Origin of the sequence: Dermacoccus sp. 147Ba, from assembly GCF_004151355.1 — a bacterium.
GTDB lineage: Bacteria > Actinomycetota > Actinomycetes > Actinomycetales > Dermatophilaceae > Dermacoccus > Dermacoccus abyssi.
On the sequence record NZ_SEHL01000003.1, the window covers coordinates 56876 to 79631 of the forward strand.

Annotated in this window: 18 protein-coding genes and 2 tRNA genes; 9 read left to right on the forward strand and 11 right to left on the reverse strand. The window is 68.8% G+C overall.

Translation table 11 applies throughout. From position 1 onward, the window contains the following. Positions 1-9: 9 nt before the first annotated feature. Both EVU97_RS04745 and EVU97_RS04750 read right to left on the reverse strand, forming a co-directional pair. Positions 10-1704 carry an ABC-F family ATP-binding cassette domain-containing protein gene (locus EVU97_RS04745; RefSeq protein WP_129663956.1) on the reverse strand — a complete coding sequence of 565 codons (1695 nt, stop codon included), beginning with the start codon at positions 1702-1704 and terminating at the stop codon, positions 10-12. An 81-nt stretch (positions 1705-1785) separates the two neighbouring features. Beyond that, on the reverse strand, positions 1786-2610 hold the full coding sequence (locus EVU97_RS04750; protein ID WP_225910975.1) for a rhodanese-like domain-containing protein: 825 nt from the start codon (positions 2608-2610) through the stop codon (positions 1786-1788). A gap of 147 nt (positions 2611-2757) precedes the next feature. Here EVU97_RS04750 and EVU97_RS04755 point away from each other — a divergent pair, with 147 nt between their 5' ends. Beyond that, the gene (locus EVU97_RS04755) at positions 2758-3495 is read left to right on the forward strand and encodes a hypothetical protein (protein ID WP_129663960.1); all 738 of its coding nucleotides are present in this window, start codon (positions 2758-2760) and stop codon (positions 3493-3495) included. Between the two features lie 73 nt (positions 3496-3568). Here the strand turns inward: EVU97_RS04755 and EVU97_RS04760 are convergent, their stop codons facing one another. Next, positions 3569-4225, reverse strand: coding sequence for a histidine phosphatase family protein (locus tag EVU97_RS04760; RefSeq protein ID WP_129663962.1), 657 nt, complete (start codon positions 4223-4225; stop codon positions 3569-3571). Positions 4226-4318: 93 nt separating this feature from the next. On the opposite strand from EVU97_RS04760, the gene EVU97_RS04765 reads away from it, so the two are divergent. From EVU97_RS04765 to nrfD, 5 genes are all read left to right on the forward strand, one after another. After that, entirely contained in the window at positions 4319-5221 is a 903-nt protein-coding gene (locus tag EVU97_RS04765; RefSeq protein WP_129663964.1) for a hypothetical protein, read from the forward strand. 88 nt (positions 5222-5309) lie between these two features. Next, entirely contained in the window at positions 5310-6650 is a 1341-nt protein-coding gene (locus EVU97_RS04770; RefSeq protein ID WP_129663966.1) for a cytochrome P450, read from the forward strand. 74 nt (positions 6651-6724) lie between these two features. Beyond that, complete coding sequence (gene fdh, locus EVU97_RS04780; protein WP_370448527.1) at positions 6725-10009, forward strand: formate dehydrogenase; 3285 nt, start codon at positions 6725-6727, stop codon at positions 10007-10009. Beyond that, positions 10006-11091, forward strand: coding sequence for a 4Fe-4S dicluster domain-containing protein (locus EVU97_RS04785; RefSeq protein WP_129663970.1), 1086 nt, complete (start codon positions 10006-10008; stop codon positions 11089-11091). Before fdh ends, EVU97_RS04785 begins: the two co-directional genes overlap by 4 nt. After that, positions 11088-12335, forward strand: a complete 1248-nt coding sequence (nrfD, locus tag EVU97_RS04790; protein WP_129663972.1) for an NrfD/PsrC family molybdoenzyme membrane anchor subunit — start codon at positions 11088-11090, stop codon at positions 12333-12335. The genes EVU97_RS04785 and nrfD overlap by 4 nt, the downstream gene beginning before the upstream one ends. A gap of 62 nt (positions 12336-12397) precedes the next feature. On the opposite strand, the gene selD is transcribed toward nrfD, so the two are convergent. Then, positions 12398-13372, reverse strand: a complete 975-nt coding sequence (gene selD, locus EVU97_RS04795; RefSeq protein ID WP_129663974.1) for a selenide, water dikinase SelD — start codon at positions 13370-13372, stop codon at positions 12398-12400. 160 nt (positions 13373-13532) lie between these two features. Between selD and EVU97_RS04800 the strand changes: the two genes are divergently transcribed. From EVU97_RS04800 to selB, 3 genes are all read left to right on the forward strand, one after another. Continuing rightward, positions 13533-13628, forward strand: a tRNA-Sec gene (locus tag EVU97_RS04800). A 215-nt stretch (positions 13629-13843) separates the two neighbouring features. Beyond that, positions 13844-15133 carry an L-seryl-tRNA(Sec) selenium transferase gene (selA, locus tag EVU97_RS04805; RefSeq protein WP_129663976.1) on the forward strand — a complete coding sequence of 430 codons (1290 nt, stop codon included), beginning with the start codon at positions 13844-13846 and terminating at the stop codon, positions 15131-15133. Positions 15134-15135: 2 nt separating this feature from the next. Then, positions 15136-16929: a selenocysteine-specific translation elongation factor gene (gene selB, locus EVU97_RS04810; protein ID WP_129663979.1), complete on the forward strand. Its 1794-nt coding sequence runs from the start codon at positions 15136-15138 to the stop codon at positions 16927-16929. Positions 16930-16932: 3 nt separating this feature from the next. Here the strand turns inward: selB and EVU97_RS04815 are convergent, their stop codons facing one another. The 7 genes from EVU97_RS04815 to EVU97_RS04845 all read right to left on the reverse strand — a co-directional run bounded on the left by EVU97_RS04815 (position 16933) and on the right by EVU97_RS04845 (position 22756). Then, positions 16933-17658: a sulfite exporter TauE/SafE family protein gene (locus tag EVU97_RS04815; RefSeq protein WP_165357883.1), complete on the reverse strand. Its 726-nt coding sequence runs from the start codon at positions 17656-17658 to the stop codon at positions 16933-16935. 13 nt (positions 17659-17671) lie between these two features. Beyond that, positions 17672-18151, reverse strand: coding sequence for a lamin tail domain-containing protein (locus EVU97_RS04820; RefSeq protein WP_129663983.1), 480 nt, complete (start codon positions 18149-18151; stop codon positions 17672-17674). 271 nt (positions 18152-18422) lie between these two features. After that, positions 18423-18495: transfer RNA gene (locus tag EVU97_RS04825), tRNA-Arg, on the reverse strand. Between the two features lie 98 nt (positions 18496-18593). After that, entirely contained in the window at positions 18594-19469 is an 876-nt protein-coding gene (locus EVU97_RS04830; protein ID WP_129663985.1) for an SMP-30/gluconolactonase/LRE family protein, read from the reverse strand. A gap of 52 nt (positions 19470-19521) precedes the next feature. Further along, positions 19522-20097, reverse strand: coding sequence for a peptide deformylase (gene def / locus EVU97_RS04835; RefSeq protein WP_047310558.1), 576 nt, complete (start codon positions 20095-20097; stop codon positions 19522-19524). A 154-nt stretch (positions 20098-20251) separates the two neighbouring features. Further along, a complete protein-coding gene (locus EVU97_RS04840) occupies positions 20252-21826 on the reverse strand; it encodes an APC family permease (RefSeq protein WP_129663987.1) in 1575 nt (524 codons plus the stop codon). A gap of 39 nt (positions 21827-21865) precedes the next feature. Then, positions 21866-22756 (reverse strand): PH domain-containing protein, encoded by an 891-nt coding sequence (locus EVU97_RS04845; RefSeq protein ID WP_129663989.1) that lies wholly within the window; start codon positions 22754-22756, stop codon positions 21866-21868.

Sequence of the window (22756 nt, forward strand, 5' to 3'; positions counted from 1 at the left end):
TTCTCCGGCTCACCCGGGTGGGTGGAGCTCCAAGCGCTGACCGGTCCAGCGTCGGCGCAACATCCGGTCATGGCTCGCGACGACGACCGCCCCGGGGTAGTCCGCCAGGGCACGCTCGATGTCTTCGGACAGGAGCAGGGAGAAGTGGTTGGTCGGCTCGTCGAGCAGCAGGACGTCGGGCGGCAGCGCCAACAGGACGGCGAGGTCCAGCCGGCGCCGTTGCCCGACGCTCAGGCTGTTCACCGGCCGGGTCTCGTCGCGCCCGGCGATCAAACCGAACGTGGCCAGCGGACGCCTGGCAGCGAGTTCGGCGCCGACGAGTTGCTCGTACGTGTCGCGGACGCTGTCGTCACCGCTCACTTCGGCGTCCTGGCCGAGCAGGGCGACGCTCACGCGCGGGGCGACGGTGACGCTGCCGCCGTCGGGAGCGATGCGCCCCGCAAGAGCCTCGAGCAGTGTCGACTTGCCGCATCCGTTCGGGCCCTCGACGAGCAGACGCTCTCTGGCTGCGAGCGCGAGACTCGTCGGTCGTAACCGATCTCGGACGGCGACGTTCGACGCCGTGACGAGCGCCCCGCTCGGCAATTCGCCGGCGCGGCGGGCTGCGGCGAGCGACCGATCCGCGTTGAACCGCAGGTGCTTCGGCGGTTTGCGCACCTGCTCGTTCTCGAGGCGCTCGAGGGCGGTGCGGGCATCGTTGACCCGGCGAGCGACGACGGTGGCATTGCGGTCGGAGTAGAACTTCTTCGCGCCGCGCGCCTCGGTGCGCGGCCCGCGCTCGGGGTGCCCGACGCGGTGATCGTCGTGCAGGCGCCCACGCAGCCGGTTCAGTTCGTCCTGCTCGCGCTCGTACTGCTCCTGCCAGCGCGTCAGTTCGTCGGCCCGGGCGACGACGTACTGCGAGTAGGTACCGGTGAACAGGGTGAGGCCGTGGGCGGAGCCTGCGTCGGAGGCGTCGGCGACACGATCGACCTGACGGTGCGGCATCGGCCGCGGATCGAGGTCGAGCAGGTGGCTCACCGACTCGTCGAGGAAGGCCCGGTCGTGGCTCGCCATGAGCACCGGTCCCGGCCATGTGTGGAGCATGCGCGCGAGCAACTCGGCGCCACGGTCGTCGAGGTGGTTCGTCGGCTCGTCGAGCAGGAGCGTCTCCGGTCGGCGCACGAGCATCCACGCGAGGGAGAAGCGGGCGAGTTGGCCCCCGGAGACCTCGCGCACGGGGCGCTCGCGGGGGATGTCGGCGATACCGAGGCCTTCGACCAACTCGTCGATCGTGTGGTCGAGCTCCCACACGCCGCGGCGTTCGGCCTCGGCGAGGGCGAGCTCGAGTCGAGTACCCGCTCCGGGGTCGTCGGGGTGCGCGGCCAGGTGCTCACCGGCCGACGTCACCTCGTCGCCCAGAGCGCGCAGGGGCGCGGCGGCGTCCCGGAGCACCTCATCGGCGGTGAGATCGAGTGAGAACGGCGGCTGCTGGTGGAACAGGCCGACCTCGCCGGGCGCGCTCACCGTCCCCACGTCGGCGTCCTCGAGGCCCGCGACGATGCGCAGGAGCGTCGACTTGCCGGTGCCGTTCTCCCCGATGAGCGCGGCCCGTTCGCCCGCGGCGACGGCGAACGAGATGTCGGTCAGGACGCGGCGGTCGGGGTAGCTCTTCGAGATGCCGTCGAGACGAAGGTGTGTACCGCGGGGTGGGTTCGGATGCATGGGCCTCCTCGGGTCCGGAAGCTCCCACCGTACGAGTGGGGCGCCGTCGCCGGCACCCGATTTTTCGCCGGGCTCAACCGGTCAGCGCGGCTCGTCGATCTCCTCGCGGGTGCGGCCGGTGTCGCGCAGCTTCGTGTCGAGGCTGACGCGCTCGTCGAAGACGAAACACTCGCCCTCCCAGTCCTGCTCGGCGTCCGGCATCTGCTGGAAGTAGTTGAGGATGCCGCCCTGCAACTGGAAGACCTCGAGCCCCAGATCCTGCATCCAGGGGCTCGACTTCTCACAGCGGATGCCGCCCGTGCAGTACATCGCGATCTTCGCGCCGTTCTCGCGCCACTCGTCAGCGTGGTCTTCGACGTAGTCGGCGAAGTCGCGGAAGTTCACGACGCCCGGATCGACGGCGTCACGGAAGCGGCCGACGCCGTATTCGAAGCTGTTGCGGTTGTCGAGGACGACGACATCGTCGCGGCGGATGAGTTCACGCCACTGCTCGGGCGGCACGTCAGTCGCGTGCACGTCGTCCATGCGGTTCGGCATGTCGAGGCCGTCGACGCCGAGGGGCACGATCTCCTTCTTCGCCTTGACGAGCATGCGACGAAACGGCGGGCGCTCGAACGCCGTGCGCTTGACGACGATGCCGTCGAAAGCGTGAGCGACCGTCGCGTCGGCGCTCGCGGTCTCGAGGAAGGCATCGATCTGCTGCGGCGTGCCGGCCAGCATCCCGTTGACGCCTTCGGACGCGACGAGCACCGAACCGCTGAGCCCGTGGGTGAGTGCGCGCAGACGCGCCACGGCGGCGTCGACGTCGTCGAAGGCGACGAATCGGTAGAACGCGATGTGGTCGCCGCGGGTGGGCAGGTCGTTCAACGTCGTCGGGTCGGGACGGCGATCACGCATGCTGCTCATGGCGACCATTGTCGCCCACGGCGCGCTCACAGCGCGGTGACGGGACGTTTGACAGCCTCATCACAGCCGCGGGCCGTTCTCTCGGGCGGTGGGGGTGGCCCGCGTTGTGCGAGCTGCCCTCAACTCCTCATGAGAGAAGGGAAGAAGATGTTGAACAACACGACGAAGATCGTGGCCGGCCTCGGCGCGGCGGGCACGCTGGCCGTCTCCGGAGCAGCGCTGGCGAACTCGCAGTCGCCGGCTCCCACGCCGTCCAGTTCCTCGAGCACGCAGGCTCAGCCCGGTGACGCGGGCAAGGGCGGCCCCGGCGGTCACAAGCACACCGAGGTGACCGGAGCGACGAAGACGAGCGTCGTCAACGCCGTCAAGGCCAAGGATGCCGCGGTCTCGATCGAGCGCGTCATGGCTGATCCGGACGGCTCGTACGACGTGCTGGGCACGAAGAGCGGTGCGAAGGTCATGGTCGAGGTGAGCAAGGACCTCAAGACGGTCGAGGTGCGCACCGGCGGTCCGGGCGGCCCCAGTGGGCGTGATGGGCGCGGCGGGCCCGATGGTCACGACGGCAAGCAGCGCCCCGCCGACGTCACCGGCTCGACCCTGACGAGCGTCAAGAGCGCCGTGAAGGCGAAGGATGCTGCGGTCACCGTCGAGCACGCGTTCAAGACGCCCCAGGGTGGCTACGTCGCGCTCGGCACGAAGTCGGGCCAGCGCGTTGCCTACGCGGTGAGCGCGGACTTCAAGACCGTCACGCTCGACTCCCACGGTCCGCGTGGAGGCCACAGCCCGCACGGCGAGCGCGGTCAGGGCGGGTCGACGCAGCAGTCACCGTCTGCGGGCCAGGGTTCGGCTTCCTCCTCGGCCTCGACGGGCGCCGTCAACTCCTGATTTCGCGGCATCCATCGGCTTCGGGGCCGAGCAGCGCCTCGCGCGTGGCTCGGCCCCGAATGCGTGGGAGCCCTCAGTCGTCGTCCTCGGCGTCCGCCGTGGGGTCGGAGGCACCCGCGTCGACGATGTTCGGGTCGTCCCACCCGACGAAGCGCCAGTCACCCGGGCGTCCCTCGAGCGTCACGACCGTGGTGTTGAGCAGGCGCTTGTGCTCGGCGTCCTTGGGCGTGATGCCGGACGCCTGCGACGTCGCCCAGAGGCGGATGACGGCGCCGTGGCTGACGACGGCGACCGCTGCGTCGTCCGCGAGCCCTTCGACGGCGCGCGCGATGGCTGCCTCGTAGCGTTCGAGAACCGAGTGGCCGTCCGGGCCGCCGGGCATCCGCTCGTCGAGCTCGCCCTCGGACCAGTCGAAGACGGTCGTCAGGTAGGTCATGTGTGACTCGTGCGTCGTCATCATCTCGAGATCGCCGGCCCCCACTTCGCCGAAGCCCTCGTCCTGCAGAGGCTCGAGCGCCCGTGCGCGAGTGAGTGGCGCGGCCGTCAGAACGGCGCGGCGGTGCGCTGAGGAGACGACGCGATCGAGGGGTGTGCCGTCGAAGCGGCGCACGAGATCCTCGGCCTGGCGCATGCCGAGATCGGTGAGGCCGGCGCCGGGCAGTGCGGTGTCGAGGGCACCTGCGACGTTGTTCGGAGTCTGTCCGTGCCGAATGAGGTGCAGCGTGGTCATGCCCCGATTGAATCACCGCAGCCGGCACCCGCCGGGAGCGTGTCTCGCGGTCGAGAAGGTGCGGTGACGCCCGACCTTCGCCATGATGAAGCGATGAAGCCTTCCCCCGCCGTCTTGTGCCTCGTCTCCGTCCTCGGGCTGAGTGCCTGCAGCGGCGACGGTGGATCGGACGGTTCGAGGAACGGCGAGTCGAAGGCATCGACATCGAACTCAGGAACGTCGGCGAACTCCTCGCCGCAGCCGTTCAACGGAAAGACCTCGTGCACGGACGTCGTCTACGTCGGTGACTCGGTGAGTGTCGGCATGGTGAGCAAGGACCAGATTCCGAACCGGGCGGAGCGGCTCGAGGCGCGCTTCGCGAACGTCGGCGTCAAGAACCTGTACGTCAACGCCTCCGGCGGCCGGTCTGTCTTCGAGCGCTTCATGAACCGGCCCAACGTCATGGACGTGCTGACGCCGAAGCTCACCTCGACGTTCAAGGGCTGCTACGTCATCGCCACCGGCACGAACGACGCGGCGAACGACCACACCGGCAGCAACATGAAGATCCGCCAGCGCATCGACACCGTCATGAAGGCGACGAAGGGGCGGCCCGTGTTGTGGCCCCTGCCGGCGACGATCGCGACGAACGGGTCGTACAACGACGCGTACATGCGCGACATGGATGCTCAACTGCGCGACGCGACGAAGCGCTACCCCAATCTGCGTCTCTACGACTGGCGAGCCGAGCGCGAGGAGGAGTGGGTTGAGGGGGATCGGATCCACGACGACCGTCTCGGCTCGCGCTACCGTGCCGCGATGTACGCCAACGCCCTGGCCGTCGCGTTCCCCCAGGGGCGCCCGGCGAACCCGAGCACCGTCGTCGGCTCGGCGTGGGGCAAGAAGCCGTCGCCGGCGAACCGGCCGAAACTGCCGTCGGTCAAGGGGGACGCCGTGGCGTTCTGGGCCGGCGACAAGAAGGCGGTCGAGCTGTACGAGAGCGGTCGCAAACCCTGAGCCATCCGAAAGGGAGTTGGCTGCGCGCCACTCACTACGTCGGTAGTGTGATCTGCGGCACAACTTCCGAGATCTGGTGGTGACGGTGATGACGACGACTGCAGAGCTCGTCAGTGGCGTGGTGACGAACAGGGTGAAGCCCCTCGTGCGCTGGGGCCTGACGCATGCGGTGCCGAGCCGCGTCCTCAAGGACGGAGCCGACAAGGGTGACCTCCAGGCGCGCCTCACGGTCGAGGCCCAGAACCTCTCGCCCGAGGAGATCGCCGAGCTGTTCAGCCAGATCCGCGCGCAGGGTCCGCTCGTGCGCAGCAAGTTTTCCTACGTCAGCGTTGACCACGCCGTCGTCAAGGAGGTGCTCAGCTCCACCCAGTTCCGCACCGGCTTCCCCGGTGACGACCGCCCGGCGATTTCGCGCCTCGTGCAGTGGGCACGGCGCGAGGGCCTGCACCCCGTGGAGCCGCCGTCGATGCTCGTCACCGACGGCGACGCCCACACGCGCTACCGCAAGCTCGTCTCGCGGGTGTTCACCGCGCGCGCCGTCGAGGGGTTGCGCGAGCGGACGGAGGCAATCGCTGCCGACCTGCTCGACGAACTCGCGGCCAGGGGCGGGCCGGTCGACCTCGTCGCCGCCTACTGTGAGAAGCTGCCGGTCGCCGTCATCTCGGAGATCCTCGGCGTTCCCGAGAGCGAGCGGGCCAACGTCCTGCGCATGGGCGGACATGCCGCAGCGAGCCTGGACCTCGGCATCGACTGGTCGACGTTCCGCACCGTCGACGGCGCCCTCGACGAGTTCGACGAATGGCTCGGAAAGCACTTCGACCACCTGCGCGCCAACCCCGGTGACGACCTGTTCTCGACGCTGCTGCACGCCACGGACGACGAGGGGCGCCTCAGCGAGCGTGAGCTCAAGGCCACCGCCGGCCTCGTGCTCGCCGCCGGGTTCGAGACCACCGTCAACCTGCTGAGCAACGCCATCCGGCTGCTCGTCGAGCACCCCGAGCAGTTGGCGGGCCTGCGAGCCGACCCGTCCGGTTGGGGCAACGCCGTCGACGAGGCACTGCGCTACGACCCGCCCGTACTGCTCACCGGCCGCTCGGCGGCCGAAGACACCGAGGTGGCCGGACAGCGCGTGGGTGAGGGCTCGATGACGACGCTCGTGCTCGCCGGCGCGAACCGCGACCCGCAGGTCTTCGACAACCCCGACGCCTTCGACGTTGCGCGCGAGAACGCCCGCGACCACCTGTCCTTCTCCGCGGGCAGGCACTTCTGCCTCGGAGCGGCGCTCGCGCGCATGGAGGGGGAGGTGGGCCTGCGTGCCTTCTTCGACCGCTTCGACGTCGAGTTGCTTCCCGGGGCGGGCCGCCGACCGACACGCATTCTGCGCGGGTACGAGACGCTTCCCGCCCGCCTCGTGCAGCGCTCGAACTGAGTGGTTCCGAGGCGTTGTCGCAGCCGCAGGGTAGGGTTGAATTGAGGAAGTAACCGACGCGCAGAGAGGCCGGCATCATGGGTCTGTCACCACTTGAATGGCCTGTCCTGCGTCAGGTGCGCTCGGGCGACTTCCTCGGCCGCGGCCCGGCTGTGACGAGCGAGAAGACGCGCACGCTCGAGCCGCGCACGACGACGGCCGACCGCAGCGTCCAGTCGGTGTGCCCCTACTGCGCCGTCGGCTGCGGCCAGCGCGTCTTCGTCAAGGACGAGAAGGTCGTCGCCATCGAGGGCGACAAGGACAGCCCCATCTCGCGTGGCCGCCTGTGCCCCAAGGGTGCGGCGAGCGAGCAGCTCGTCAACAACCCCTCGCGGATCAAGCAGGTGCTCTACCGCAAGCCCGGCGGCACCGACTTCGAGCCGATCGAGCGCGACAAGGCCATCGACATGGTGGTCGAGCGGTTCCTCGACACGCGTCGACGCACCTGGCAGGAGCGCGACGAGAAGGGCAACTTCCTGAGGCGAACGATGGGTATCGCCTCGTTGGGCGGAGCGACGCTCGACAACGAGGAGAACTACCTCATCAAGAAGCTGTTCACCGCAGCCGGGGCCATACAGATCGAGAACCAGGCGCGTATTTGACACAGCGCCACGGTTCCCAGTCTGGGGGCCTCGTTCGGGCGTGGTGGAGCCACTAATCCACTGCAGGACATGGCGAATGCAGACCTCATCATCATCGAGGGGTCGAACATGGCCGAGTGTCACCCCGTCGGTTTCCAGTGGGTGACCGAAGCCAAGGCGCGCGGCGCCAAGGTCATCCACATCGACCCGCGCTTCACGCGCACCTCGGCGGTGGCCGACAAGCACGTCACCATCCGTGGTGGCTCCGACATCGTCTTCCTCGGTGCGCTCATCAACCACGTCCTGTCGACGAACGCGTACTTCCACGACTACGTCGTCGCGTACACGAACGCCGCGACGCTCGTCAGTGAGGACTTCGTCGACACCGAAGACCTCGACGGGCTGTTCTCCGGCTACGACCCCGAGACGGGTCAGTACGACCAGAGCTCGTGGCAGTACGCCGACCCCTCCGGCGAGCAGGGCACGTCGAGCGACGAGAAGAGTGGTTCGTCCGGGCATCACGCGTCGGGTGGTGCGGAGTCACACGGTTCCGGCGGGCCCTCGCTCGCCCACGCCGAGGTGCTGCGCGACGAGACGCTGACCGATCCCCGCACGGTCTTCCAGATCCTCAAGCGTCACTACGCGCGCTACACACCCGAGCTCGTCGAGGAGGTCTGCGGCGTCTCGCCGGAGGACTTCCGCTACGTCGCCGATGCCCTCGTCGCGAACTCCGGGCGCGAACGCACCACGATGTTCGCCTACGCCGTCGGCTGGACCCAGCACGTCTCGGGCGCGCAGATGATCCGCTCGGCGGCCATCCTGCAGCTGCTCATGGGCAACGTCGGACGCCCCGGCGCGGGCATCATGGCGCTGCGCGGGCACGCGACGATCCAGGGGTCCACCGACATCCCGACGCTGTTCAACCTGCTGCCGGGTTACCTGCCGATGCCGCGCGTCGCGGAACACGAGACGATTGAGGACTACGTCGACTCCATCGTGTCGAAGGACGCGAAGGGCTACTGGGCCAACGCGGACGCGTACGCCGTCTCGCTGTTCAAGGCCTGGTTCGGCGAGCACGCGACGCCCGAGAACAACTTCGGACTCGACCTCATGCCGCGTCTGACGGGTGCCCACGGCACCTACCAGTCGACGATGGGCATGATCGACGGTGACGTCGAGGGCTTCTTCGTCCTCGGCCAGAACCCGGCCGTCGGGTCGGCGAACGGCAAGCTGCAGCGCAACGGGTTGCGTCACCTCAAGTGGCTCGTCGTGCGCGACTTCCAGCTCATCGAAACGGCCACGTTCTGGAAGGACGCGCCGGAGATCGCGTCCGGCGAGTGGAAGACCGAGGACATCGACACCGAGGTGTTCTTCTTTCCGGCGGCCACGCACGTCGAGAAGGCCGGCTCGTTCACCCAGACGCAGCGCCTCGTGCAGTGGCGCCACAAGGCCGTCAACCCGCCGGGTGACGCGCAGAGCGAACTCGACTTCTTCCACGAGGTGGGCGTGCGCATCCGGGCCCGCCTGGCTGATTCCGATGACCCGCGCGACCTGCCGCTGCAGGCCATGACGTGGGACTACGCGAAGGACGAGCACGGCGAAGTGGTGCCCGAATCCGTCATCGCGGAGATCAACGGCACCGACGCCGAGGGCAAGCCGCTTTCGACGTACGTCGATCTCGCGGCCGACGGCTCGACGTCGTCCGGCTGCTGGCTGTACGCGGGCGTCTACGCCGACGGCGTCAACCAGGCAGCGCGACGCAAGCCCGGTGACGAGCAGGACGAGACGGCCGCCGAGTGGGCGTGGGCGTGGCCGGCGAACCGGCGCACGCTGTACAACCGCGCGTCCGCAGACCGCGACGGCAAGCCGTGGAGCGAGCGCAAGAAGCTCGTGTGGTGGGACGAGGAGGCCGGTCGCTGGACGGGCCGAGACATCCCCGACTTCCCGGCGACTACGGCGCCCTCCTACCGGCCGGACAAGGGAGTCGGCGGGCCTGACGGCCTCGCCGGCGACGACCCGTTCATCATGATGGCCGACGGCAAGGCCTGGCTGTATGCGCCGCTCGGCCTCGTCGACGGCCCGCTACCGGCGCACTACGAGCCGGCCGAGTCACCCCTGGCGAACCCGCTGTACCGACAGCAGGCCAACCCGACGCGCGTCGTCTTCGAACGCAAGGACAACCTCAACGCGCCGAGTTTCGGTACGCCCGGCGGCGACGTCTACCCGTTCATGTTCACCGTGAACCGGTTGACCGAGCACCACACCGCCGGCGGCATGAGCCGGTGGTTGCCGTACCTCGCGGAACTGCAGCCGGAGATGTTCGTCGAGGTCTCGCCTCAGCTGGCGCAGGAGCGTGGGCTCGAGAACGGCGGATGGGCCACCGTCGTCTCGGCCCGTGCCGCGATCGAGGCGCGCGTCCTCGTCACGGAGCGAGCGCGACCGCTGCGCATCGGCGGACGCACGGTGCACACGATCGGTATGCCGTATCACTGGGGCTCGAGTGGGTTCGCCCAGGTGGCAGGCGATTCCGCGAACGACCTGTTCGGCGTCGTCCTCGATCGCAACACGCAGATCCAGGAGGGCAAGATCGGCATGTGCGACATCCGTGCCGGCCGGCGCCCCGAGGGTGAGGCGTTGGAACGGTTCGTCGCCGAGTACCAGAGCCGCGCGGGCACGACCGTCCAGACGGGCAACGACCTCGCCCAGGGTGACGTCGAGGAGAGTGAAGACGACGCATGAGCGCACTGACGAGTTACGTGGCGCGCCAGTTCGGCGGCGCGGGCGACCCGGCCGAGGAGGCCGCGTGGGGTACTCGTGCGGCGACGGAACGCACGGGCGGGGCCCCGAACGAGCCGCTCGCGGAGCGGGTCGGCTTCTTCACCGACACGTCCATCTGCATCGGCTGCAAGGCGTGCGAGGTGGCCTGCAAGGAGTGGAACCGCAACCCGGAGGACGGGTACGGGCTCACGGGCCACTCGTACGACAACACGGGTGAGCTCGGTTCCGACACGTGGCGTCACGTCGCGTTCGTCGAGCAGTCGGGGGAGCGCATCGCGGCGGCCCGGAAGTCGGGGCGCAAGCTGGTCGACCTCGGTATGCCGAGTGTGCGCAGTGCTGCGTCGACCGAGACGCCCAGTGGCGCGGTCGGCGTGCAGCCTGAATCCTCGCTCGACGTCGACGTGTTCGCTCTGGCGTCGTCGCCGGAGGGCCTGACGCCGACCGCCGGTAGCGACGTGCCCGATTTCCGCTGGCTCATGTCGTCGGACGTCTGCAAGCACTGCACCCACGCGGGGTGCCTCGACAACTGCCCCACGGGAGCGATTTTCCGCAGTGAGTTCGGCACCGTCGTCATCCAGGCCGACGTGTGCAACGGCTGTGGGTACTGCGTCGGCGGGTGCCCGTTCGGCGTGGTCGAGCGTCGTGAGAAGGATGCCGTCATCAACCACGGCAACGCGCAGAAGTGCACGCTCTGCTACGACCGGCTCACCGAGGGGCGGACGCCCGCGTGCGCGCAGACGTGCCCCACGACGTCGATCAAGTTCGGGCCGCTGTCGGAGATGACGCGCCTCGCCGAGGAGCGGGTGGCTGAGCTTCACGCCCGCGGCATGACGGAGGCGCGCCTGTACGGCGCGGGCAGTGACGACGGTGTGGGCGGCACCGGTTCGGTGTTCCTGCTCCTCGACGACCCGGAGGTGTACGGGCTGCCGCCCGACCCGGTGGCGCCGTCGCGACACCTCGCGTCGTCGTACAAGCGAATGCTCGCCGCGGCCGGTGGCATGGCGGCTGCGGCTGCCATCGCGTTCGTCGGGGGTGGCGTGTGACGAACCCGCTCGATTCCTACCGTGACCCCGAGGGTCCACGCCGCCGCCGTGGTGGCGGTGACAAGCGTCGCCGTCCGACGGACTGGTTGAACGACCGCCGCGAGGGACGCGGCGAGCGCGCGCTCGTGCCGGACGTGGAGTTCGACTCGTACTACGGGCACAACGTGGTCAAGCCGGTGCCGTGGGAGGCGCCGATTCCGATCTACCTCTTCACCGGTGGGCTGGCGGCGGGATCGCAGCTGCTCGCGGCTGGCGCGTACGTGACGGGGAACGCGCCCTTGCGACGCGTCACGCGCCTGACGTCCGGAGTGGCGACGGCGGTCAGCGGCGCTGCGCTCGTCGTGGACCTCGGGCGACCCGAACGGTTCTACAACATGCTGCGGGTGGCGAAACTGAGCTCCCCGATGTCGGTGGGTACGTGGATCTTCTCCGCGTTCGCCGGGGGCGCAGTGCCGCTCGCCGGGTTGGAGGCGCTGCGTCTGCTGCCGCGCAAGAACAGCGGTTCGTTGGCCTCGCTCGTGGGGCGCGCGGAAAACGCCGTTGCCCAGGTCGGTGGTGTGCGCCGCGGGGCGGTGGCGCCTCGGCGCGCCGGCGTTCTCGGATTCATCGAGGACGCACTCGAACGCGTGGAGGCGCCGAGCGCTGCGCTGGGTGCGCTGGCTGCCGGCCCGCTCGCGACGTACACCGCTGTGCTGCTGTCGAACACGGCAACGCCGACGTGGGCCGAGTCGCGTCACCACCTGCCGTTCGTGTTCGCCGGCTCGGCGTCGGCCGCGGCGAGCGGAAACGCGATGGTGTGGACGCCGGTGGCGCACGCGGGGCCGGCCCGTGCACTCGCGCTCATCGGGTCGTCCGTCGACCTCGTGGCTCTCAACCGGCTCGAGAAGCACCTCGACGCCCACGGCGTCGGCGAACCCTTGCACCACGGAACGGCCGGAAAGCTCAACAAGGCGAGTTTGGCGCTCAACGTGGCGGGCTTCGTCGGGACGGCGCTGTTCGCGCGGCGCTCGCGGGTGGCGTCGGTGCTTTCGGGAGCGTGCTTCGTCGCCGGTTCGGTGTGTACCCGTTTTGCCGTGTTCGAAGCGGGAATGGAGTCGGCGAAGGACCCGAAGTACACGATGGCGCCGCAGCGGCGCCGCCTCGACGAGCGCGGCGGGACCGGCAACATCACGGCGGGTCCGCGCACGGCCGACGGACGTCGTCCGCTGCCAGGGCCGGACGGTCACCCGGTCCTTCGGGACTGATGCAGAAACGCGCTGGTTGTGCACGATATTTCGTGCACAACCAGCACTTTCGCGCTCAATCTCTAGCGCACCCGAATGCCGGGTTCACCCGTCACGGTGCGGCCGATGATCGGCGCGCCCGGCACCTCGCCGATGACGAGGAGCCCGCCGGAGGTCTGGGCGTCGGCGAGCAGAAGCAGTTCGTTCTCGTCGACCTCGGACTCGATGTGCGGGGCCACCCAATCGAGGTTGCGGCGTGTGCCGCCGGAGACGTAGCCGTCACGTGCCGCCTCGCGGGCGCCGTCGATGTAGGGAACGGCTGCGGCGTCGATCTCCGCCGCCACGCCCGAAGCGCGCATCATCTTCCACAGGTGGCCGAGCAGGCCGAACCCCGTGACGTCCGTGGCGGCCTTGGCGCCGGCGTCGACCGCGGCGACGGAGGCGTCCCGATTGAGCGTCGTCATCACGTCGACGGCCTGGGCGAAGACCTCACCCGTGCGCTTGTGTCGGTTGTTGAGCACGCCCGAGCCGAGCGGTTTCGTCAGCGAGATCGGCAGGCCCGCCTCGGCGGCGTCGTTGCGCAGCAGCTTGGCCGGATCGGCAATGCCGGTGACGGCCATGCCGAACTTGGGCTCCGGGTCGTCGATCGAATGCCCACCGATGACGGGGCAGTTCGCGGCGCGACCGATGTCCGCGCCGCCGCGGAGCACCTCGGCCATGACGTCGAGGCCGATCCGTTCACGCGGCCACCCGACGAGGTTGATCGCGACGACAGGGGTGCCGCCCATGGCGTAGATGTCCGACAGCGCATTCGTGGCGGCGATGCGCCCGAAGTCGTACGGGTCGTCGACGACCGGGGTGAAGAAATCCGCGGTCGACAGGACGGCCTGGCTGCCGACACGGACCGCTGCGGCGTCATCACCGTCGTCGAGCCCGACGAGGACGCTCGGGTTCGGCTCACCGACGAGGCCCTTGACCGCCTCCTCCAACTCGCCGGGCGGGATCTTGCACGCGCACCCGCCACCGGAGGCGAACTGCGTCAATCGAATCGGCTCCATGGTCCGACCCTACGCACGGCTCTCACTGGGATGTGATCGGGGCCGGTGCGAACCTGGCGGCCTGAGATTCGCCTGCCGCAGGTCATGCACGATCGAATCGCGCCATCCGCGAAAGCGTGTTCGCTTGGTGAATGGACCAACATTCACTACCGTTGAACACGGAGGTGTCAGGGTTCCTGGTGGGCCCCCCGGTCCTCAAAACCGGTGAAACCGAGTATCTCGGTTTGGCAGGTTCGATTCCTGTCCACCTCCGCCAAACTTCTCCTCGCAGGCTCGGAAAGCTTTGGCCTGTTTTGCCGCGTCTTCCGGCCAGCGGCCTCGCAGGCTCGGCCTCTGGCTCGGTGCGACACGGGCCTTCCTCGCAGGCTCGGCCTCTGGCTCGGTGCGACACGGGCCTTCCTCGCAGGCTCGGTCTCTGGCTCGGTGCGACACGGCGAGCTTCCTCGCAGGCTCGCCTGAGAGGATGGCCGGGTGAATGACGACCCGCGCCGCAGCATCCCGCGTACCGACGCACTGCTCGCCGATGCGCGCTTCGCTTCGGCTGTCCGCCGACTCGGCGTCGACGTCGTCAAGGCGTCTGTTGTCGAAGCCCAACGCCGCGCTCGCTCAGGAGAACTCGCGCCCGACGCCGTGGCGGCCGTCGCCCTCGAAGCGCTTCCCGGATCGGTGACGACGCTGCGCCGGGTCATCAACGCAACCGGAGTCGTCGTGCACACCAACATCGGTCGCGCGCCCCTCGGCGACGCTGCCCGCGAGGCGCTGCTCGCCGCGGCAGGTCACGTCGATGTGGAGTTCGACCCCACCACAGCACGTCGGGCACCGCGTGGCCGCGGCGCCCTCGAAGCCCTCCGCGAACGCGTCCCCGCAGCGGGGGGCGCCCTCGTCGTCAACAATGGGGCCGCTGCGTTGCTCTTGGCCTGCCTGACACTCGCCGAGGGGCGCGAGGTCATCGTCAGCCGCGGCGAACTCGTCGAGATCGGCGACGGGTTCCGTCTGCCCGACCTCCTCCAGTCCGCAGGAATCCGTCTGCGCGAGGTCGGTACGACCAACCGCACGCACCTTCGCGACTACGAGGCTGCGTCGGGGGACGCAGGGGCCATCCTCAAGGTGCACACGAGTAACTATCGCGTCGAGGGTTTCGCCGGTGTGCCGCGCGTTGCTGAACTCGCGACACTGGGCCTGCCCGTCGTCGCGGACGTCGGCAGCGGCCTACTCGCGCCCGAACGGGTCCTGCCCGACGAGCCCGACGCCGCGACGTGGCTCGACGAGGGTGCCACCGTCGTCACTGCGAGCGGCGACAAGCTCCTCGGCGGCCCGCAGGCCGGCCTCGTGCTCGGCGACGCCGACGCGCTCGAGCGCATCCGACGTCATCCTCTCGCTCGTGCTGTGCGCACCGACAAGCTGACGCTCGCAGCCCTCGAGGCAACCCTGCGAGGCCCCGTCCCGCCCGTCCTCACAGCCCTTCGGGAAACGCCGGAGACCCTTCGCGAGCGCACGGAACGACTCGCTCGCCGGGTCGGCGGCGACGTCGTCGAAGTGGACGCCCGCGTCGGTGGTGGTGGGGCCCCCGGTGTGCCGTTGCCGAGTCTCGCGGTTGCCCTCCCTGACAGCTTCGCGGAGCCCTTGCGGCTCGGCGAGCCGTGCGTGGTCGCACGGACAAACGGCGGGCGCACCCTGGTCGACCTTCGCTGTGTGCCAAGCGAATCCGATGACGAAGTGGGGGAGGCCATTCTCGCCGTCGCTGCTGCCGTGGGCCACTGACCATGCGGGTCATCGCCACGGCCGGGCACGTCGACCACGGCAAGAGCACACTCGTTCAGGCGCTCACCGGCACCGACCCCGACCGGTGGGCCGAGGAGAAGCGCCGCGGCCTCACGATCGACCTCGGATTCGCGGGTCTGGAGTTGCCAAGCGGTGAGCACGTCGCCTTCGTCGACGTGCCGGGTCACCGAAGGTTCATCGGCAACATGCTGGCCGGTCTCGGGCCCGCTCCCGCCGTCATGCTCGTGGTCGCAGCCGATCAGGGGTGGCAGGCGCAGTCGAGCGAACACCTCGACGCCATCGACGCACTCGGACTCGAGACGGGTCTGCTCGTCCTCACCCGGTGCGGCCTCGCCGACGCCGACCGCGTCGCCGAAGTGCGCCGCTCTGCTCTCGAGCACATCGCGCAGACCTCCCTCGGAGCCGTGCGCGTCGTCCAGACGGACGCCGTGCAGGGCGACGGCATCGGTGAACTCCGTTCGGCCCTCGACGACCTCGTGGCGGGCATGCCACCGCTCGACGGTGAAGGCTCGGTACGGATGTGGCTCGACCGCTCCTTCTCGGTCAAGGGTGCGGGCACCGTCGTCACCGGCACACTCGCCCACGGCACGTTGCGCGTGGGGGACGAGGTGAGCGTCGCGGGCGAGCGCGCGACGATCCGCTCTCTCCAGGTGCTCGGAGAATCGCGTGACGAGGTCGGCCCCGTCTCGCGTTGCGCTGTGGGGTTGCGCGGGATCACCCGGGACGCCGCTCCCCGCGGCAGCGCGCTGCTTCGTCCCGCCGGGGGTCTGGAGTCCACGACGATCGACGTGCGCCGTGAGACGGGTTGCGCGTGGTCGGAGTCCTCGCGTGAGGTCTCCGTGCACGTCGGCACTGCGGCTGTGCCTGCCCGTGTGCGGCCGTTCGACGACGAGACCGCCCGACTGCGGCTCGAATCACCGCTGCCGCTGCGGCTGGGGGATCGCGTCATCGTGCGCGACGACTCGGCCGCGCGCATCCACGCAGGCGCCACCGTGCTCGATCTCGACCCGCCACCGCTCGAGCGGCGCGGTGCTGGAGCCGCCCGCGCCGCGACGTTGGCGGGGTGGGAGAGCGGCCGCGCGTCCGATCTCGTCGTCGACCGGGGGCACGTTTCGGTCGCCTGGCTCGAAGGCGCCGGAGCGACGGGTTGGGGCGACTGGCCACTGGCTCTGCCGAACGGAGACGGCTTCGGGATCGTCGACCGCGTGGCGGTGTCGGCCGCGCAGGTGACCGCGTGGTCGCAACAACTCGACGAACTCGTGAGCGAAGACGCCCGTGACCCGCTGAGCCCTGGTGTCGCTGTTGCAGCGCTCGCGCGCGAACTCGACACGTCCCCCGCCGTCGTCCATCTGCTGGCCGCGGCCTCCGGCCTGGACGTGGACGCCGGACGCGTGCGGGGCGCCGAACACCGACGTGACCTGGGCGGAGCGGACACCGCCCTGGCCCAGCTCCGTGAACGCCTGCAGGCGAGCCCCTTCGATGCTCCTGAGGCCGACGACCTCACCGCTTGGAAACTCGGCTCCCGGGAGATTGCTGCCGCGGCCGAGCGGGGACTCGTGCTGCGCCTGCGAGCGCAGCCGGCGGACATCGTCCTGCTGCCGGATGCGCCGGCGCAGGCCATGCGTGAGCTCGCGGCGCTCCCGCAGCCGTTCACGACGAGCGATGCGCGTCAGGCTCTCGGCACGACCCGCCGTGTCGTCATCCCGCTTCTCGAGCACCTCGACGCTCGCGGCTGGACCCGGCGCGACGGCAATACCCGCACGGTTGTGCGGTGAGCGCTACGTCAGTGCAACGCGGGCGATGACGCCCAACGCACTCGTCGTCGCGAGGGCGAAAACGACCCGCTTGAAGCGAGCCTGATCGATACGGTGACGCAACGGCTGGGCCAGCAGCGCGCCGACGGCCATGAACGGCAGCCACCCGAGGCCGGCCGTCCAGGCGTCGCGAGGTAGCTGACCTCCGACGACGAGACCGGTGAGTGACAGTAGCGAACCGACGAGGAAGAACGGCGCGAGCGTGGAGCGTGCGCGTTGTGGCTGCTCCTCCTGAAGCGCGAGGCTGAAGAAGGGGCCGCCGATCGACGCAGCCGTCGCCGAGACGCCGGTGAGGGCGCCGGCGACGGACGACGTCACGGTCCCGGCGCGTACCCGCACGCGGGTGAGGGATCCGGCCACTGCGACGAGCACCATGAAGGCCACCCCGAGGGATATGGCGTCGCCAGAGGCTTGCGCCACGACCCAGACGCCGAGCGGCATGGTGAGCGCACGGAAGCCGGTGGCCCAGCCGAACGGGCGCCACAGGATGTCTCGCCCGTTGCGCAGGATCTCGACGACAGGCAGGGGCAGGACGACGAGCAGAAGCGCCGCCGGCATGACCTGCGGCGCGAACGTCACGACGAATGGCGCCGCGACGACGGCCAGGCCGAACCCGGCAATGCGCTGGACGAAGGCACCGGCGCAGACGAGGAGCCCGAGCAGGACGAACGTCGTCCCGCTCAGGCCCACGTCACAGCTCCGGTCAGCAGGATGTCGAGCCGCTTTTGTTCTTCTTGTACGTGCAGACGTGGACGGCCTTGCCGGCAGCGTTGCGCAGGGTGGCGGTTTCACCGCTGTTGTTCCACACGAAGCTGTTGCGGCTCACCGGCTTGAGGCCCTTGACGGCCTGACCCCAGTAGAGCGTCGTCGAGGAGTTCTTGCCCTGTCCGGAGCGAATGACGACCGACTTCTTGGCCCCGAGCTTGAAGCCCTTCGGGATGACGTAGACGTGCTTGGAGCCCCTGTCCGAAACGCGGTAGCCGCCGATGGTGATCGTCTTCGCGGTCGTGTTGGTGAGGGTGATGTACTCCTTGTTGAGGTTGGCAGCCGTCACCTTGTCGTTGCCCGGCAGGTCGACGACCCAGCGCGAGAACTTCACGGCGGGCGCCGCCTGAGCGGCCGGTGCCAGCATCGGGGCGGCGAGCATCATCGTGGCAGTGGCGAGTACGGGCATCGTGCGCATGGAAATGTCCTTCAGGATCAGGCGTGGTCGTGCACCCGACCCTGACGCGTCATCCTGACGTGGACCGCGCCTTGTGGGGCGGGCCGTTGCAGGTGCTCGAGGGGAGGCGCTTCGTGGCTGCGATGACAGCCAGGGTGATTCTACGTTCAACTACCGCCGGAGGTGAGCCGTTCGCCGGGAGAGGTGTGACATCCGGGCGTAGGAGGTTTCGGGAACAAAGCAAGAGACCCTCACCGAAGTGAGGGCCTCTTCCATCTGTCTCAACACAGAGTGCACCCGTAGGGATTCGAACCCCAAACCTTCTGATCCGTAGTCAGATGCTCTATCCGTTGAGCTACGGGTGCGGGCTGCGAGGCGCTTATCGCGCGTTGCAACGAGATAGAACTTTACACATCTGCAGGCCGAAACGCGAATCGGCTCCTGCCACGGGCTAACGGCCTGCTCAGCCGCCGTAGGGGAGCGTCGGCAGACCGATGACGCCGGGCGTACAGGCGAAGAGCGCACCGGCCTCGGGTTCCGCGTCGTCGGGCAGGTTCTCGCGCGACGTCGTGATGTAGAGCGTGTCGAGGTTGACGCCCCCGAAGGCCGGGCAGGTCACCTGCGAAGGGCCGACCTCGACGATCTCGGAGAGCTCGCCGGCGGCGTCGTAGCGGCGAACCGCGGACCCGCCGAACAGTGCCGTCCACACGCCGCCCTCGGCGTCGACCGTGAGGCCGTCGGGGTAGCCGATCCCGTCCTCGAGGCGGACGAAGGGGCGCGGGTTCACGAGGCCGTCCTCGGGGTTCCAGTCGAAGACCTGGATCGTGCGCGTCGGGGTGTCGTTGTAGTAGGCGAGGGAGCCGTCCGGCGACCAGCACAGGCCGTTCGAGATCGTCACGTCGCCGAAGACGTGCGACGGCATGTGGTTGGGGTCGAGACGCCACATCGACGCGGCGCCTTCGCTCTGGTCGTAGGCCATGGAGCCCATGTAGAAGGAACCGTCGGGGGAGCATCCGCCGTCGTTGAAACGGGTGCGCGGCTCGTGATCGGCGGGCCACAGGTCGTCGATGCGCTCGATGTCGTCGAAGTCGGCGGAGCGTGTGAGCGCGAAGCCGCGCTCCGTGGCGACGATCGCGCCGCCGCCGAGGCGGGGGCGCAGCGCTGCCGCGACGTCGCCGACGTGGAAGCGACGCACGTCGCCGTCGTCCTGCAGTTCGAGCACGTCGCCGGCAAGCATGTCGACGTAGCGCAGGGCCGCGTGCCCGTTGCCCCAGTCGTTGTGCCAGATGACACCCTCGCCGTGGTACGTGTGCGGTGTGGAGACTGCCTCGGCCTTCATGGCCCCAGGCTAACCTCCCGCGAAGATGGTGGGTTCGAGTGCCGGACTACGCTCAGACGTCCTCGGCCTTCGTGGTGGCCGGGTCCCACTTCGTCAGGCCGTCGTACTGCCAGCCGCGGTCCTTGACGGCCTCGCGCGACTCGAGGCGCATCGTCGGGGTGAGGCGGTCGAGGTAGAGGTAGCCGTCGAGGTGGTCGGTCTCGTGCTGGAGCATGCGGGCGAAGAAGCCGTGCCCCTCGAGGACGACCTCGTTGCCGTCGAGGTCGGTACCCGTCACCTTCGCCCAGTCGGCGCGCGCCGTCGGGAAGTGCTCACCCGGCACCGAGAGGCAGCCCTCGTTGTCGTTCTCCTCGTCGGCCTCGCCGGCGGGCACGCGGCCCTTCTCGAGCTTCGGGTTGATGACGACGCCCTTGCGGTTCTCGCCGAGGTCGTCGTCGGGGCAGTCGTAGACGAAGATGCGCTGCTTGACGCCCACCTGGTTCGCCGCGAGGCCGACGCCGTTCGCGGCCTCCATCGTCTCGAACATGTCGTCGACGAGGGTGCGGATGTCGTCCGTGATCTCCTTGACCCGCTTCGTCGGGGAGTGCAGAGCCTTGTGGCCGACGATGGTGATGGGGCGGATGGCCATGAACGAACCTCTGGTGTGACGTGGGCGGGTGGCCGCTCCGGGCTCGGGGCGACCAGCCAAGTTTACGCGGCCGTTCAGGTGTCCGAGCCGGCACGACGAAGGCCCCGCCCCAGCAGATTGCCGGAGCGAGGCCCTCGTGACCCGAAGGTGAGCGTCAGTGGCGCTCGTCGGACGAGTAGCGCTCGTCCTTCGTGAATCCTTCGCCCACCGAGGAGTCGAGGTCGGTGGCGTACACGCCGTCACCGACGCCGCCCTGCAACTGCGGGTTGCGACCGACGCGCGAGTGGCGCTGACCGTAGGCGAAGTAAATGATGAAGCCGATGAGGAGCCAGACGGCGAATCGCAGCCACGTCTCCACCGGCAGGTTGAGCATGAGGTAGAGGCAGATCGCCGCCGACAGCCACGGCAGAACCGGGCTGCCCGGCACCTTGAACGGACGCTCGAGATCGGGGCGGGCCTTACGCATGATCGGCACGGCCAGCGAGACGAGGAAGAACGCCGAGAGGGTACCGATGTTCACCATCTCTTCGAACTCGCCGATCGGGATGGTGGCCGCTGCAACCGCGATGAGGAAGCCCATGACGAGCGTCATCGGCACCGGCGTACCCGTCTTGGGGTTCGTCTTGGCCATGCCGCGCGGCAGGAGGCCGTCACGCGACATCGCGTACATGACGCGGGTGGCGCCGATCATGAGGGTCATGACGACGGTGGCCAGACCGGCCACAGCACCTGCGGAGATGATCTGCGCATAACCGGGGTGCCCCGCGTCTCGGAAGGCTGCTGCGAGCGCTCCCTTCGGGTCGATCTTGTCGTACTTCACCATGCCGGTGATGACGAGGCAGACGGACACGTAAAGGATGGTGCAGATGACCAGGGAGCCGATGATGCCGATCGGCAGGTCGCGCTTCGGGTTGCGGGTCTCCTCGGCCGTCGTCGCGACGACGTCGAAGCCGATGTAGGCGAAGAACACGAGGGCGGCACCTGAGATGACGCCCATGACGCCGAAGGCCTGCGGCTCCATGCCGGTGAGGATCTCCCACAGCGGGCGGTGCATCGTCTGCGACTCACCCTCGAGCTGCTGAGCCGGCGGGATGAAAGGGGTGTAGTTCTTCGCGTCGATGTACTGGATACCCATCACGATGATGAACAGCACGATGAAGACCTTGACAGCCACGAGCGCGAAGTTGATGCGCAGCGACTCCTTGATGCCGACGGCGATGAGGCAGGTCAGCGCGGCGACGAGACCGAAGGCGGCGAGGTCGAAGTGGTCGAACCAGCCGGTGCCTCCCTGCAGCTTCTCGGGCAGCTTGAGGCCCCACTCGCCGAACAGGATGTTGAAGTACGCGCTCCAGCCCTGAGCGACGACGCCGGCGGCGAGGATCAGCTCGAGGAGCAGATCCCAACCGACGATCCAGGCGATGAGTTCACCCATCGTCGCGTACGAGAACGTGTAGGCCGAACCCGAGACAGGCACGGTCGAGGAGAGCTCGGCGTAGCACAGCGCGGCGAGGCCACAGCAGACGGCGCCGAGCAGGAACGACAGGACGATGGCGGGGCCGGCCATCGTGGCGGCGGCGCTGCCGGTCACCGTGAAGATACCGGCGCCGATGATGACGCCGATACCGAAAACGGTGAGGTCGAGAGCCGAGAGATTCTTCTTCAGCTGGAACTCGGACGCCTCCGAGTCAGCGATCGAAGCCTCGATCGACTTGGTACGCAAAAGGCTCATAGGAGCGACCTTCCACAGGTGAGTTTTAACCGTGTGAGATTACTCGCCGTCTCGCCATGTGGAGGGTGTGTCCGCATACCGAGAGCGCCGGATGGTCTGTGGGGCGGTCGCGTGTTCGCGGCTCACCGACCAAGCCGAGTCATCGTCCGTGTCGTCCGATTCCTCGCCCACGTCACGAAATTCACCGTAAGCACGGTCACACTCGTCGGCCCAGAGCGGACGGCTGAAAGTGACCATTCCGTAAGGATCGGTCTCATCGCTGGAGCGCGGAACCGGTCCGCGGGTGCGACCGGGACGTTCGTCTGTCCCGAATTGCGTGTCGCGCGTGCGAACGCGGACCGGGAGTGTCTTGTTTTCGTCGCGGTACGGGTCGAACACCTCGTCCGAATGATGCGGATGCCGCGAGGGGTGGCCCTCGTCGTCACCGACGCCGAAGATGAGACCGCAGATCTCGCGGTACTTCGAGTCGGGCTCGCTCACGTAGTCGATGACGTTGAGCGCCTGCTCTTGGCCGGCCGACTCGATGACGAACGTGCCGTAACCGAGGATGCGCGCCGCAGGGGAGCGGTTGTACGACATGTCGGTCACCTTGGACAGCGGCATCATCGCGACCTTCTTGAAGAAGAGGCCGTGCAGGAGGATGAGGCGCTTGTTCGTGATGACGAAGGTCTTGTCCCACCACTCGAAGAGGCGCCAGAAGAAGTGAAGGAGGAGGACGAGCCAGATCCACCAGGCCGCATTGGTCACCGGGCCCATCCAGGCGGGGGCGCTGAGGCCCGCGACGACGACGAGGACGAGACCGAGCAGACAGGAGCTGAGGGCGGGCAGGAGCTGCGCCCAGTGCTGCTTCATCTCGAGAACGACGTGCTCGTTCCTGGCGAGGTACCCGGCGACGCTCTCGGACGGGCGGGTCGGGCGCAGCGGGCCCAT